Genomic DNA, 14,724 nt, shown 5'->3' on the forward strand with positions numbered 1-14,724 from the left:
TTTATTATTCCACAAGTCTCTTGGTCTAACGAGAATCAACGCAGAATTAGTGACATTATTCCATTGCTGACACTGATATAGCAAGATGACTTTACCTGTCTACGTAAAGATTCTTTTACTGTTTTCACAGCGTTGGCGGCTATCGTTGTCTTATTAAACAATAAATGCGCGCAAACGTTATCTTTAAATAGCCAGACTGACAGTTAAGCACAGAAAAAGGGGTGGCGCTAATTCCTCGGTGTATTTAGAATCGCGCACCATGAAAACGAATAATCCAGTAGTACAATTAATCACCATTTCTGCCGACGAAGCCGGTCAGCGGATCGATAACTTTTTGCTCACTAAATTGAAAGGTGTGCCAAAGAGTATGATCTACCGCATCGTGCGCAAAGGTGAGGTTCGCGTTAATAAAGGGCGCATTAAGCCAGAATATAAACTGGTTGACGGGGATGTGGTCCGGATACCGCCAGTGCGCGTCGCTGAGCGCGAAGAGGTTCAGGTCTCTGCCAAACTTGATAAAGTTGCGGCGTTGGCCGACTGTATTTTATTTGAAGATGACTATCTGTTGGTGTTGAACAAGCCTTCTGGCACGGCGGTTCATGGTGGCAGTGGTTTGAGTTTTGGTGTTATTGAAGCCTTGCGTGCATTGCGCCCCGAAGCCCGCTTCCTTGAATTGGTTCATCGCCTTGACCGTGATACCTCCGGTGTCTTATTGGTAGCGAAAAAACGCTCTGCGCTGCGTTCTTTGCATGAGCAACTGCGGTTAAAAGGGATGCAGAAAGACTATTTGGCATTGGTTCGTGGTCAATGGCAATCTCACTGTAAAGCGGTGCAGGCACCTTTGTTGAAGAATATTATACAAAGTGGCGAGCGAGTGGTGAAAGTCAGCAGCGAGGGCAAACCGTCAGAAACGCGTTTTAAAGTTGAAGAGCGCTTTGAGCATGCAACCTTGGTCAAGGCCAGCCCGATTACTGGTCGTACTCACCAGATCCGCGTACATGCGCTCCATGCGGGTCACCCAATTGCTTTTGATGATCGCTATGGCGACCGTGAATTTGATCAACAATTGCAAGGAACCGGGCTGCATCGTTTATTCCTGCATGCGGCGGCATTACGTTTTGAGCATCCCAATAGCGGTGAAACCATGCGCATTGAAGCGCCACTGGATAATCAGTTACGCCACTGTTTGTTGATATTACGAAAGAAAGCAGCAGAAAAATAAATTGCCGTAATAAATAATTGAAGTAACAGGGTGCAAGTATCAATTGCGCCCTGTTTTGTTATGCAGTATTTACAGGAGCGGATTTACTCCTTGCTCAATCAGCATCTCGGTGAGGGCGATTAACGGCAGACCGATAAGTGTATTTGGGTCGCGGCCTGATAATCTATCAAATAGGGTAATACCCAATCCCTCACTTTTAAAACTGCCGGCACAATCCCATGGTTGCTCTCGCGTCAAATAACCGTCTATTTCTGCTTCACTTAGCGTTCGGAAATAAACGTCAAAAGTTTCGCACAGGCAGTTAATGCTGTTGGTTGCTGTATTCAATAGGGCCAGACCGGTATAAAAAGTGACACATTGTCCACTGGCCTGCTGCAATTGCTTCATTGCGTTTGCATAATTGTGGGGTTTCCCGACGATTAATCCGTCAATGACACAGACCTGATCAGAGCCGATTATCAGATGTTGTGGAAAACTCCCCGCCAGTGCCTGTGCTTTTGCACTCGCCAACCGCTGCACTAGCGCGCTGGCTTCTTCACCTGCCTGTGGGCTTTCATCGGTCTGTGGTGCCGCAGTAACAAAAGGTAATTGCAGCTTTTCCAGCAAAGTCCGACGATATGATGAGGTTGAAGCAAGAACCAGTTGCAGCATAATATTTTCCATAAACCGTAGCGTAATTTAATCAGGCATTTTAAACTGTCTGCCGCTTCGGAAGCGAATATTGGTGAAAGGTGCAGTAAAAAGGCCTTTTTCTTTGACTCTATGTCGTTACAAAGTTAATATGCGCGCCCTATGCAAAAGGTAAAATTACCCCTGACCATTGATGCGGTTCGTACCGCTCAGAAACGTTTAGATTACGCAGGTATCTATTCTCCTGAGCAGGTTACACGTGTAGCCGATTCAGTGGTAAGTGTGGACAGCGATGTCGTGGCCTCATTATCGTTTAATATCGATAATCAGCGCCTGGCGGTTATTACAGGTCACGCGGACGTCGATGTAACATTGATGTGTCAGCGCTGTAGTAACACGTTTGCACAACATGTTCATACAACGTATTGTTTTAGCCCGGTCGTCAATGATGAGCAGGCTGAAGCATTACCGGAAGCGTACGAGCCGATCGAAGTCGACGAATTTGGCGAAGTTGATCTGCTGGCTATGATTGAAGACGAAATTATTCTTTCACTGCCTGTCGTTCCGGTACATGATTCTGAACACTGTGAAGTGTCCGAGGCGGACATGGTATTTGGTAAACTGCCTGAAGAGGTGGAGAAACCGAATCCATTTGCCGTATTAGCCAGTTTAAAGAAAGTAATTAAGGAGTAAGGTCAATGGCCGTACAACAGAACAAACCAACTCGTTCCAAACGTGGCATGCGCCGTTCACACGATGCGCTGACCACTGCCACTCTGTCTGTGGACAAAACTTCCGGTGAAACTCACCTGCGTCACCACATCACAGCCGACGGTTTCTACCGTGGCCGCAAGGTTATCGGCTGAGTAGTACTTGCTAATCTTTAGCAAGGCGATACCTTGACTTGTCTAACCCTAGCGTTAGATGCAATGGGTGGGGATTTCGGTCCCCACGTCACAGTGCCTGCTTCATTGCAGGCACTGGCCTCTAATCCACGGCTTAAACTCCTGCTGGTCGGGAATCCCGACACCATCACTCCGTTACTTGTTAATGCCGATCCTTTGTTGCTGGTGAGGTTACAGGTCATCCCTGCTGAGCATGTTATTGCCAGCGATGCTAAACCCTCACAAGCTATTCGTGCCAGTCGTGGTACCTCGATGCGCATAGCGCTGGAGTTGGTCAAAAACGGGGACGCGGCAGCCTGTGTGAGTGCAGGGAATACAGGAGCCTTGATGGGGCTGGCGAAGATGATGATTAAGCCATTAGATGGAATAGAGCGCCCGGCGTTAATGACTGTCATCCCAAACCAGCAACGCAGCAAGACGGTGGTGCTGGATTTAGGGGCTAACGTTGAATGTGATAGTACAATGTTGGTGCAGTTTGCTGTCATGGGTTCGGTGATGGCAGAAGAAGTTGTCGGTATTACCAACCCGCGTGTTGCTTTGCTCAATATCGGCGAAGAAGAAACCAAGGGGTTAGATAATATCCGCGAAGCCGCCGCAGTATTAAGAAATACACCGGCGATCAACTATATTGGTTATCTGGAAGGCAATGATTTGCTTACGGGTAAGACCGATGTGATGGTTTGTGACGGCTTCGTGGGTAACGTCACTCTAAAGACCATGGAAGGTGTGATAAGAATGTTCTTGTCACTGCTCAAATCATCGGGCGAAGGCAGTAAACAGTCCTGGTGGCTTAAACTCATTGGGCGCTGGCTGCAAAAACGTGTGGCAAAACGGTTCGGTCATTTGAACCCCGACCAGTATAATGGTGCATGTCTGTTAGGATTGCGGGGCATTGTAATCAAGAGTCATGGCGCGGCGAATCAACGTGCATTCGCAGTCGCAATCGAACAGGCGGTGCAGGCGGTGCAGCGGCAAGTCCCTCAACGGATAGCCGCGCGCCTTGAAGCGGTATTACCCAAGAGTGACTGATCGTACATGTATACTAAGATTCTCGGTACGGGGAGTTATCTGCCCGTACAAGTGCGCAGCAATGCTGATTTAGAAAAAATGGTGGATACTTCGGACGAGTGGATTGTCACCCGTACAGGTATTCGTGAGCGGCGTATTGCCGGCCTGGATGAAACAGTCGCAACCATGGGTTTCCATGCGGCTGAAAAAGCACTGGAGATGTCTGGCGTTAGTAAGGACCAGATTGGGCTGATTATTGTTGCTACCACCTCTTCAAGCCATGCTTTCCCAAGCTCGGCCTGTCAGGTACAGCAAATGCTGGGTATTAAAGATGCAGCCTCTTTCGATTTGGCAGCAGCCTGTGCGGGCTTTACCTATGCTCTGAGTGTGGCTGACCAATATGTGAAAAGTGGTGCGGTTAAGCATGCCATCGTGATTGGCTCCGATATGTTATCGCGCGCGCTGGACCCAGAAGACCGCGGTACGATTATTCTGTTTGGTGATGGTGCAGGTGCTGTGGTTTTAGGCGCATCTGAACAGCCTGGCATACTGTCAACCCATTTGCATGCCGACGGCAGCTATGGTCAGTTGCTGGCACTGCCGTACCAAGATCGCCAAAAACAAGAGCAACCAGCCTATGTCACCATGGCCGGTAATGAAGTATTTAAAGTCGCGGTGACTGAGCTTGCCCACATTGTGGATGAGACATTGCAGGCCAACAATCTGGAGCGCAGTGCGCTGGATTGGTTAGTGCCGCATCAGGCTAACCTGCGTATTATTACCGCAACGGCGAAGAAGTTAGGCATGGGGATGGATAGAGTGGTGATAACTCTTGATCGTCATGGCAACACCTCTGCGGCATCTGTCCCTGCGGCGCTGGATGAAGCGGTGCGAGATGGGCGTATTCAACGTGGGCAGTTAGTGCTGCTGGAAGCGTTTGGCGGTGGCTTTACCTGGGGCTCTGCGCTGGTTCGCTTTTGATTTAACAGTACCTTTTTTGATTTAACAGGAAAGCAGAATGTCGAAATTTGCAATGGTATTTCCAGGCCAGGGTTCTCAATCCCTTGGCATGCTGGCCGATTTGGCGGCACAATTTCCGATAGTTGAAGCGACTTTCAGTGAAGCGTCGTCGGTACTGGGTTACTCCCTTTGGCAGCTAGTGCAGCAAGGCCCGGCAGACGAATTGAATAAAACGTGGCAGACACAACCGGCATTGCTGGCGGCATCTGTTGCAATTTGGCGTGTCTGGCAACATCAAGGCGGCAAGCTGCCGACAATGATGGCAGGTCATAGCTTGGGTGAATACTCAGCGCTGGTTTGCGCGGGTGTGATTGATTTCAAACAGGCGATCACTCTGGTTGAATTGCGCGGCAAACTGATGCAAGAAGCGGTACCAGCAGGCACCGGCGCAATGTACGCCATCATAGGTCTGGATAATGAATCCATTGCTAAAGCCTGTGAAGAATCAGCACAAGGTCAGGTTGTTTCGCCTGTCAATTTTAACTCGCCAGGCCAGGTCGTGATTGCCGGCAACAAAGAAGCAGTAGAACGCGCAGGGGTTGCTTGTAAAGCGGCCGGAGCCAAGCGCGCCTTGCCTTTACCGGTCAGTGTGCCATCTCATTGTGCGTTAATGAAGCCGGCGGCTGATAAGTTAGCCGAAGCACTGGAAAACATTGAATTCCAGGCGCCATTGTTCCCGGTTGTCAATAATGTTGATGTGAAAACGGAAGTTTCACCAGACGCTATCCGTAGTGCGCTGGTGCGCCAACTCTACAACCCGGTACGTTGGACTGAGAGTGTTGAATTTATGGCAGCAGAAGGTATTGAGCTGCTGTTAGAAGTTGGGCCAGGTAAAGTCTTGACTGGCTTGACCAAGCGTATCGTGGATACTTTAACCGCAGCACCGGTAAACGATGTTGCTACATTGACCAGCGCGCTTGAAAACTAAGAAAGAGGATAACATGAGCTTCGAAGGAAAAATTGCGCTGGTAACCGGCGCGAGCCGTGGGATTGGCCGTGCGATTGCAGAATTATTGGTCGAACGTGGTGCCCGGGTTATTGGCACTGCGACCAGTGAGAAGGGTGCAGAAGCGATTAGTGCCTATCTGGGTAGCAATGGCAAAGGCTATATGTTGAACGTCGTGGAACCCGCGTCAATCGATGCTGTTTTGACAGCGATTCGTGCGGAATTTGGCGAAGTTGATATTTTAGTGAATAATGCAGGTATTACGCGTGATAACCTGCTGATGCGTATGAAGGATGAAGAGTGGCAAGATATTATTGACACCGATCTGACTTCTGTATTCCGCCTGTCAAAAGCGGTAATGCGCGCTATGATGAAAAAGCGGTTTGGGCGTATCATCACCATCGGGTCTGTGGTTGGGACAATGGGCAATGCGGGGCAGGTTAACTACGCGGCAGCTAAAGCGGGTCTGATCGGTTTTAGCAAGTCTTTGGCGCGTGAGGTTGCTTCACGTGGCATTACTGTCAACGTTGTGGCACCTGGCTTTATTGAGACGGACATGACGACGGCGTTGACAGATGAACAACGCGCAGGCATTTTAGCCCAAGTACCAGCTAACCGGCTTGGGCAAGCTAAAGAAATCGCCAGCGCTGTTGCATTTTTAGCCTCTGACGAGGCCAGCTACATCTCTGGTGAAACGTTACATGTCAATGGCGGCATGTATATGATTTAAAAATCACGAAAGTATTTGCATTATTTGAGGTGAAAACCGCAAAATAGCGTAAAATCGTGGTTTGACCAGCCGAGATTTAGTTGCATCTTTTTCAACATTTTATACACTACGAAAACCATCGCGAAAGCGAGTTTTGATAGGAAATTTAAGAGTATGAGCACTATCGAAGAACGCGTTAAGAAAATCATCGTTGAACAACTGGGTGTTAAAGAAGACGAAGTGAAGAACAGTGCTTCTTTCGTTGAAGATCTTGGCGCGGATTCTCTGGACACCGTTGAGCTGGTAATGGCTCTGGAAGAAGAATTTGATACTGAGATTCCAGACGAAGAAGCAGAGAAAATCACTACTGTTCAGGCAGCTATTGATTTTATCAACGCTAACCAGCAGTAAGCGAACATGCTTTAAGTTTAGATAGTTAGGCGGTCACTCGACCGCCTAAGTTTTTTTTGTCCTAAGTGTTATTTTCCCTCCTTGGAGGACAACCGTGTCTAAGCGTCGAGTTGTTGTGACTGGACTGGGCATGTTGTCTCCTGTCGGTAATACAGTAGAATCCACATGGAACGCTGTTCTTGCCGGGCAGAGTGGCATCAGCCTGATCGACCATTTCGATACTAGTGCCTATGCAACGAAATTTGCTGGCTTAGTAAAAGATTTTAATTGTGAAGAGTTCATTTCGCGTAAAGATGCACGCAAAATGGATGCATTCATACAGTACGGCATTGTTGCTGGCATGCAAGCCATGCAAGACTCAGGGCTTGAAATAACCGAAGCCAATGCTCCTCGTATCGGTGCCGCTATTGGTTCTGGTATTGGTGGGTTGGGTCTGATTGAAGAGAACCACACTGCGCTGGTGAATGGTGGGCCACGTAAAATTAGCCCGTTCTTCGTGCCATCAACCATTGTTAACATGATTGCCGGCCATCTGACCATTATGTGTGGTATGCGTGGGCCGAGCATTTCTATCGCGACTGCCTGTACTTCTGGTGTGCATAACATCGGTCAAGCGGCACGTATCATTGCTTACAATGATGCGGATGTCATGCTGGCAGGTGGCGCTGAAAAAGCCAGTACTCCACTGGGTGTCGGTGGTTTTGGTGCCGCTCGTGCATTGTCTACTCGTAACGATAATCCGCAAGCCGCAAGCCGCCCGTGGGATAAAGACCGTGATGGTTTCGTTCTGGGTGACGGCGCAGGCATGATGGTGCTGGAAGAGTACGAGCACGCGAAGAAACGTGGTGCAAAAATCTATGCTGAAGTTGTTGGGTTTGGGATGAGCAGCGATGCCTATCACATGACCTCTCCACCGGAAGACGGTTCAGGAGCAGCGCTGGCAATGGTGAATGCATTACGTGATGCGGGTGTGACCGCATCTCAAATCGGCTATATCAATGCCCATGGCACATCGACTCCTGCTGGCGACAAAGCCGAAACGCAGGCAGTTAAGTCTGTATTTGGTGAAGATGCCCGCAAAGTGATGGTCAGTTCCACCAAATCCATGACTGGGCACTTGTTAGGTGCAGCCGGTGCGGTTGAGTCTATCTTCACTGTGCTGGCGTTGCGTGATCAAGCTATTCCGCCAACCATTAATCTGGATAACCCGGATGAAGGTTGTGATTTGGATTTTGTTCCGCATGAAGCCCGTCAGGTAAAAGATATGGAGTACACCTTGTGTAACTCCTTCGGCTTCGGTGGCACTAACGGTTCTTTAGTTTTCCGCAAGGTCTAACTTCTGCTGTTAAGCTTCTGCTGCTAAAAAGGCCCGGTTTTCCGGGTCTTTTATTAGGTTAACCCCGCATCACTTAATGGCTCAACGTGAGTGCTGTCACCGCTAACGTCGCGCCACAGTGCCAAGTAAGAAAGAGATAACATCCCGCCATAATCACTGTCTTAATAAGAGATAAATCTGAAAACAGCCATTGACTAAATCTGCTACTGTCGCCATGTACAATTTTTATTTATGTACAGTATATATTTACTGGCAAGGTATATTTAGCAACTGAATGTATGGCAAACAATACCCCTCCCATTTAAAGAGAGTCTGAATGTTCTGGATTAATGGTATAGAGCAAAATTTGATTTCAGCGTCAGACCGCTCAGTGCAGTTTGGTGATGGCTGCTTTACGACGGCAAGGGTATCTCATGGTCGGGTAGTGTGGCTTGATAAACATATACTGCGCCTGCAACAGGCAACCGAACGCTTGTTGATGCCGACAGTAAACTGGAATGCCTTGACTAAGGAAATGGTCGAGGCGGCAAACCATACTGAAGATGGGGTACTGAAAGTGATTATTAGCCGGGGTAGCGGTGGGCGCGGCTACAGCGGTACTGCTTGTCAGCACCCTACGCGCATTATTTCGCTTAGTGATTATCCGGCGCATTATCATAGTTGGCGTGAGCGGGGTATTTCATTGGCATTAAGCCCGGTGACATTAGCTCGCAGCCCATTGCTGGCGGGTGTTAAGCACCTGAATCGCCTTGAACAAGTGTTGATTCGTGCGCATCTTGAGCAGACAGAGGCTGATGAGGCACTGGTGCTTGACACTGCGGGCCTGCTGGTGGAATGCTGTGCGGCTAATTTATTCTGGCGTAAAGGTGGCGCAATATTTACCCCGGACTTAAGCCAGTCGGGTGTTGATGGCATCATGCGCCAGATGATTATTACCTGTCTGGCCGGGCATGGGCAGCAGGTAGCGATTGTGGCGCAGCCACTGGAGGCACTGGCTGATGCGGATGAAATTATCGTGTGCAACGCGCTGATGCCGCTACTGTCTGTGAACCGCGCCGATAAATGGCTTTATCACTCGCGTCAGTTGTTTGATTTCCTGAATCAGTATTGTTGCGATGCATAACTGATGGTCTCAGCAGCATGTTGGTTTTAATGTATAGCGTAGATGACTACCTTTAATTTGAAGATGGCCACCCGATGAAAATAAAAAGCACCCGAGTTGTAATCCTTTTTGCCGCTATCTGTTTGGGATTAGTGCTGTTGGGTTATCAGAAAATACAACACTTTGCGGACCAGCCGCTGGCTATCCAGCAAGAAACCATCTTTAAACTCCCCGCCGGTACGGGGCGGGTCGCATTGGAGAATTTACTGCAACGTGACCACGTGATTAAAAACACCCGTTTGTTCCCCTGGCTGTTACGTATAGAGCCTGAGTTGGCAAAATTTAAGGCGGGGACTTACCGTTTTACCCCTGGCATGACGGTGCGCGGCATGCTGGAATTACTCGCCAGTGGTAAAGAAGCACAATTTACCGTGCGCTTTATTGAGGGCAAGCGGCTACGTGACTGGCTGGATGAGTTGCAGCAGTCGAAATACGTAAAACATGTTTTGGCCGGCAAAAGTGATAGTGAGATTGCGGTGTTACTGGGGTTAAAAGACAGTGATCACCCTGAGGGTTGGCTCTATCCTGATACCTACTCCTATACCGCCGGGACGACTGATCTGGCCTTACTCAAACGTGCCCATGCGAAGATGGAAAAGACGGTTGATGAAATTTGGCAAGGGCGAGAGGAATCTTTACCCTATAAGACACCGGGTGAGCTGGTCACCATGGCATCTATCATCGAAAAAGAAACCGCAGTAAATGAAGAACGCACTAAAGTCGCATCGGTGTTTATTAACCGTCTGCGGATTGGTATGCGCCTGCAAACTGACCCTACAGTCATTTATGGTATGGGTGACAAGTATAATGGCAACATTAGTCGTAAAGACTTAGATACACCAACACCTTATAATACCTATGTGATTTCTGGTTTGCCGCCCACCCCAATAGCCATGCCGGGGCTGGCATCACTGACGGCTGCCGCGCATCCGGCCAAAACCGCCTATCTCTACTTTGTGGCAGATGGTAAGGGCGGGCATACATTTACCACCAATTTAGCCAGTCATAACCAAGCGGTACGGGTCTATCGTCAATCGCTTAAGGATAAAAATGAACAGTAAATTTATCGTTATTGAAGGGCTGGAAGGGGCAGGGAAAACCACCGCCAGAGACACCGTGGTTGCCACGCTGCGCGCCCAAGGGATTAACGATATTGTTTTTACCCGAGAGCCGGGTGGGACACCATTGGCAGAAAAACTGCGTGATTTGATTAAACAAGGTATTGATGGTGAAGTCCTGACAGATAAAGCCGAAGTGCTGATGCTGTATGCCGCGCGAGTACAATTAGTTGAGAATGTAATTAAACCGGCGCTGGCTCGAGGCAGTTGGGTGGTGGGTGATCGCCATGATCTCTCATCTCAGGCGTATCAGGGAGGAGGGCGTGGCATTGATAGCCAACTGATGACGTCACTGCGTGATACCGTATTGGGTGAATTCCGCCCTGATCTAACGCTGTATCTTGATCTGCCGCCTGTGGTCGGTTTAGCACGCGCTCGTGCCCGTGGCGAGTTGGATCGTATTGAACAAGAGTCGCTGGCCTTTTTTGAACGCACGCGGGCACGCTATCTCGAACTGGCCGCCGCTGATAGCAGCATAAAAACCATCGATGCCTCCCAATCTCTTGAGCAAGTGAGCACATCAATCAGCCGGGTACTGACTCAATGGCTGGCCAGCCGGGAAACCGCATAATGAAATGGTATCCGTGGCTTACGGCCCCTTATCGCCAGTTGATAGGGCAGCATACTGCCGGGCGCGGGCACCACGCGTTATTACTCCACTCCTTGCCCGGTAATGGTGAAGAGGCGTTGATTTATGGCCTCAGTCGCTGGCTGATGTGCCAGCAGCGGCAAGGTGAGAAAAGTTGTGGTGAATGCCATAGCTGCCGTTTAATGCTGGCGGGTAACCACCCGGACTGGTATGTACTGGCACCGGAAAAAGGTAAAAGCAGTATTGGGGTCGAATTGGTGCGTCAGCAGATAGATAAGCTCTATTCCCATGCACAACAAGGTGGGGCTAAGGTGGTGTGGTTGCCACACGCCGAACTGTTGACCGATGCGGCGGCAAATGCCTTATTGAAAACCTTGGAAGAGCCACCGGAGAAAACCTATTTCCTGCTGGACTGCCATCAACCCGCCAGTTTGTTAGCTACGCTGCGTAGCCGCTGTTTTTACTGGTATTTAGCCTGCCCAGATACCGCACTCAGTTTGCAATGGCTGCAACGCCAGACTCAAGCAGAACCGGTGACGGCGCTGGCCGCGCTTAAATTGAGTGAGGGCGCACCCTTGGCAGCCGAGCGGTTGTTGCAACCGGAGCGCTGGACTCTACGAACTGCGCTGTGTAGCGCGCTCAGTAGTGCATTGAACAGTTCGGATCTACTGTCATTGTTAGTGCAGTTGAACCATGATGATGCAGCTGAACGCCTCCAATGGCTCTCTTCGCTGCTGCTGGATGCTTTGAAATGGCAACAAGGAGCTGGTGAGTTTGCTGTTAATCAGGATCAATTGTCGCTGGTACAACAGTTGGCACGCGTAGCCACCACACTGGTGTTGCTTCAGTCAACGCAACAACTGGCAAAATGCCGTCATCAATTACTATCTGTCGTCGGTGTCAACCGTGAATTGTTACTCACTGAGTTGTTACTTAACTGGGAAACCGCGTTATCCACCGGCACCTATTCCACCTCACCTTGATTGTACACTCAACGTAATTGGCGTTGCAGCGGCTGGCCGAAGGATGGGCCGAGTAACGAATATAGCGAGCGCCCCTGCGGCTTCAATTATGAAAAGTATGGAAGAGTTTAATATTATGTTGTTAGTAGATTCACACTGCCATCTTGATAGCCTTGATTACCAGACGTTGCACAGCAGCGTCGATGATGTATTAGCCAAAGCAAATGCGCGAGATGTCGGTTTCGTCCTGGCGGTAGCCACTACGTTACCGGGCTTTTCTGCCATGACATCCCTTATTGGCGAACGCCAAAATGTGGCATTTTCATGTGGTGTTCATCCGTTGAATCTCGATGGTGGCTATGATTTCCAGCAACTCAGAAGCCTGGCTGCGGCAGATAATGTGGTGGCAATGGGCGAGACCGGGCTGGATTATTTTTATCAGCAAGATAATATCCCGCTGCAACAAGCCTCTTTCCGTGAACATATTCGTATTGGTCGCGAATTAAACAAACCGGTGATTGTGCATACCCGCGATGCGCGTGAAGATACACTCGCAATTTTGCAGGAAGAGCAGGCGCAGGAGTGTGGTGGTGTTTTACATTGCTTTACAGAAGACAAAGCCACGGCAGCAACGCTATTAGACCTCGGTTTTTATATCTCATTCTCGGGGATTCTCACTTTTCGTAATGCGGAACAACTGCGTGATGTGGCCCGTTATGTTCCGCTGGATCGGATATTAGTAGAAACCGATTCACCTTATCTGGCCCCGGTTCCCCACCGTGGCAAAGAGAATCAACCAGCCTATGTCCGTGATGTTGCAGAGTATATGGCAGTGCTGAAAGGCGTGAGTCTTGAATCACTGGCGCAGGCGACGACTGACAACTTCTGCCGGTTATTTCATCTGGACCCTTCCCGGCTCGCCAGTGAAAATAGTTAGCCTCCTTCATAATACTTTTTTTTAAGCTCGTAATTAATCCCCGGAACGAGTAATGTTCTCACCCGATTTATTGGGTGAGGGCAGGTCTTGTTGACGTTTTTTTACAAAAAATGCGCGATTTGATGCAAATTAAGCGCTTTCTTGAAAGAAACGTGACTGCCATCAAACATTAAGCAGGCTATTTATTTTACTCTTCGTAAAAATTAAAAGGGTGCTTTAGACACCCTTATTCGCAAAGGCTTACTCCCCCCTTTGTAATGCCAATAAACGCGAGAAACAGCAGAAAAGCACTATTACTCAGGAGCACACTCAACTATGTTTAAGAACGCATTTGCAAACCTGCAAAAGGTAGGTAAATCGCTAATGCTACCGGTATCCGTCTTACCCATCGCAGGTATTCTGCTGGGTGTCGGTTCCGCGAATTTTAGCTGGCTACCAACAGTAGTCTCTCACGTAATGGCAGAAGCGGGCGGTTCCGTCTTTGCTAACATGGCATTAATCTTTGCTATTGGCGTTGCACTCGGCTTTACCAATAACGACGGTGTATCCGCGTTGGCGGCAGTTGTTGCTTACGGCATCATGGTGAAAACCATGGCTGTGGTAGCGCCTCTGGTCTTGCATCTGCCAGCAGAAGAAATTGCGGCCAAACATTTAGCCGATACTGGGGTACTGGGCGGGATTATTGCAGGTGCTATAGCCGCCTACATGTTCAACCGCTTCTACCGTATTCAGTTACCTGAATATCTCGGTTTCTTTGCGGGCAAACGCTTTGTTCCGATTATTTCTGGTTTCACCGCTATTTTCGTTGGTGTGATCCTGTCCTTCGTATGGCCACCTATCGGTACTGCGATCCAGACCTTCTCCCAATGGGCGGCTTACCAGAACTCAGTCGTTGCTTTTGGTATCTACGGCGTAGTTGAACGTGCGCTGGTACCATTCGGTCTGCACCATATCTGGAACGTACCATTCCAAATGCAAATTGGTGAATACACCAACGCAGCAGGTCAGGTGTTCCACGGTGACATTCCACGTTACATGGCGGGTGACCCAACTGCCGGTAAACTGTCTGGTGGCTTCCTGTTCAAAATGTACGGTCTGCCAGCCGCTGCGATTGCGATTTGGCATTCAGCCAAGCCGGAAAACCGCGCTAAAGTGGGCGGGATCATGATCTCCGCAGCACTGACCTCATTCCTGACGGGTATCACCGAACCAATTGAATTCTCCTTCATGTTCGTGGCACCAATTTTGTATGTTATCCATGCAATTTTGGCTGGTCTGGCGTTCCCAATCTGTATTCTGCTTGGAATGCGTGACGGTACCAGCTTCTCCCATGGTTTGATTGACTTCATTGTTCTCAGTGGTAACAGTAGCCGTATCTGGCTGTTCCCTCTGGTGGGTATTTGCTACGGTCTGGTGTACTACACTATCTTCCGTGTGCTGATTACCAAACTGGACCTGAAAACACCGGGTCGTGAAGAGACAACCACTGAGCAAACTGTCCAGGGCGGCACAGAAATGTCAGCGGCACTGGTAAATGCGTTTGGTGGTAAAGAGAACATCACTAACCTGGATGCTTGTATTACCCGTCTGCGTGTCAGCGTGGCGGATGTCTCCAAGGTTGACCAACCTGGTCTGAAGCGACTGGGTGCTGCGGGTGTAGTGGTGGCAGGGTCTGGTGTTCAGGCTATCTTCGGGACTAAATCAGATAACCTGAAAACAGATATGGACGAGTATATTCGTAACCATTAATTCAGGTTTGGGGAGTGCAA

Annotated in this window: 16 protein-coding genes; 15 read left to right on the forward strand and 1 reads right to left on the reverse strand. The window is 49.2% G+C overall.

Annotated elements, in window-relative coordinates:
• Positions 1-259 precede the first annotated feature (259 nt).
• Complete coding sequence (gene rluC / locus V1953_RS08185) at positions 260-1,222, forward strand: 23S rRNA pseudouridine(955/2504/2580) synthase RluC (protein ID WP_083163572.1); 963 nt, start codon at positions 260-262, stop codon at positions 1,220-1,222.
• Between the two features lie 69 nt (positions 1,223-1,291).
• Here the strand turns inward: rluC and V1953_RS08190 are convergent, their stop codons facing one another.
• Complete coding sequence (locus V1953_RS08190; RefSeq protein WP_083158517.1) at positions 1,292-1,873, reverse strand: Maf family protein; 582 nt, start codon at positions 1,871-1,873, stop codon at positions 1,292-1,294.
• 141 nt (positions 1,874-2,014) lie between these two features.
• On the opposite strand from V1953_RS08190, the gene yceD reads away from it, so the two are divergent.
• The 14 genes from yceD to ptsG all read left to right on the forward strand — a co-directional run bounded on the left by yceD (position 2,015) and on the right by ptsG (position 14,704).
• Positions 2,015-2,545: a 23S rRNA accumulation protein YceD gene (gene yceD / locus V1953_RS08195; protein WP_083158518.1), complete on the forward strand. Its 531-nt coding sequence runs from the start codon at positions 2,015-2,017 to the stop codon at positions 2,543-2,545.
• A gap of 5 nt (positions 2,546-2,550) precedes the next feature.
• Positions 2,551-2,718, forward strand: a complete 168-nt coding sequence (rpmF, locus tag V1953_RS08200; RefSeq protein WP_002210931.1) for a 50S ribosomal protein L32 — start codon at positions 2,551-2,553, stop codon at positions 2,716-2,718.
• Between the two features lie 33 nt (positions 2,719-2,751).
• The gene (gene plsX / locus V1953_RS08205; RefSeq protein ID WP_083158519.1) at positions 2,752-3,786 is read left to right on the forward strand and encodes a phosphate acyltransferase PlsX; all 1,035 of its coding nucleotides are present in this window, start codon (positions 2,752-2,754) and stop codon (positions 3,784-3,786) included.
• A 6-nt stretch (positions 3,787-3,792) separates the two neighbouring features.
• A complete protein-coding gene (locus V1953_RS08210) occupies positions 3,793-4,746 on the forward strand; it encodes a beta-ketoacyl-ACP synthase III (protein WP_083158520.1) in 954 nt (317 codons plus the stop codon).
• A gap of 37 nt (positions 4,747-4,783) precedes the next feature.
• Entirely contained in the window at positions 4,784-5,713 is a 930-nt protein-coding gene (gene fabD, locus V1953_RS08215; RefSeq protein WP_083158521.1) for an ACP S-malonyltransferase, read from the forward strand.
• Between the two features lie 13 nt (positions 5,714-5,726).
• Positions 5,727-6,461 carry a 3-oxoacyl-ACP reductase FabG gene (gene fabG / locus V1953_RS08220; protein ID WP_083158522.1) on the forward strand — a complete coding sequence of 245 codons (735 nt, stop codon included), beginning with the start codon at positions 5,727-5,729 and terminating at the stop codon, positions 6,459-6,461.
• Positions 6,462-6,614: 153 nt separating this feature from the next.
• Complete coding sequence (acpP, locus tag V1953_RS08225; RefSeq protein ID WP_002220787.1) at positions 6,615-6,851, forward strand: acyl carrier protein; 237 nt, start codon at positions 6,615-6,617, stop codon at positions 6,849-6,851.
• A gap of 94 nt (positions 6,852-6,945) precedes the next feature.
• Positions 6,946-8,187, forward strand: a complete 1,242-nt coding sequence (gene fabF / locus V1953_RS08230; RefSeq protein ID WP_372569288.1) for a beta-ketoacyl-ACP synthase II — start codon at positions 6,946-6,948, stop codon at positions 8,185-8,187.
• Between the two features lie 316 nt (positions 8,188-8,503).
• Positions 8,504-9,310 carry an aminodeoxychorismate lyase gene (gene pabC, locus V1953_RS08235; protein ID WP_372569287.1) on the forward strand — a complete coding sequence of 269 codons (807 nt, stop codon included), beginning with the start codon at positions 8,504-8,506 and terminating at the stop codon, positions 9,308-9,310.
• Between the two features lie 74 nt (positions 9,311-9,384).
• Positions 9,385-10,410 (forward strand): endolytic transglycosylase MltG, encoded by a 1,026-nt coding sequence (gene mltG, locus V1953_RS08240; protein WP_083158525.1) that lies wholly within the window; start codon positions 9,385-9,387, stop codon positions 10,408-10,410.
• A complete protein-coding gene (gene tmk / locus V1953_RS08245; RefSeq protein ID WP_083158526.1) occupies positions 10,400-11,038 on the forward strand; it encodes a dTMP kinase in 639 nt (212 codons plus the stop codon). Before mltG ends, tmk begins: the two co-directional genes overlap by 11 nt.
• Positions 11,038-12,039 (forward strand): DNA polymerase III subunit delta', encoded by a 1,002-nt coding sequence (gene holB / locus V1953_RS08250; RefSeq protein ID WP_083158527.1) that lies wholly within the window; start codon positions 11,038-11,040, stop codon positions 12,037-12,039. The genes tmk and holB overlap by 1 nt, the downstream gene beginning before the upstream one ends.
• Positions 12,040-12,154: 115 nt before the next feature.
• Positions 12,155-12,955, forward strand: a complete 801-nt coding sequence (locus V1953_RS08255) for a metal-dependent hydrolase (RefSeq protein ID WP_083163574.1) — start codon at positions 12,155-12,157, stop codon at positions 12,953-12,955.
• Positions 12,956-13,270: 315 nt separating this feature from the next.
• Positions 13,271-14,704 carry a PTS glucose transporter subunit IIBC gene (gene ptsG, locus V1953_RS08260; RefSeq protein ID WP_083158528.1) on the forward strand — a complete coding sequence of 478 codons (1,434 nt, stop codon included), beginning with the start codon at positions 13,271-13,273 and terminating at the stop codon, positions 14,702-14,704.
• The last annotated feature ends 20 nt before the right edge of the window (positions 14,705-14,724 follow it).

It is taken from the genome of Yersinia sp. 2541 StPb PI (assembly GCF_052217145.1).
In the GTDB taxonomy this organism is placed as follows: Bacteria; Pseudomonadota; Gammaproteobacteria; order Enterobacterales; family Enterobacteriaceae; genus Yersinia; species Yersinia enterocolitica_E.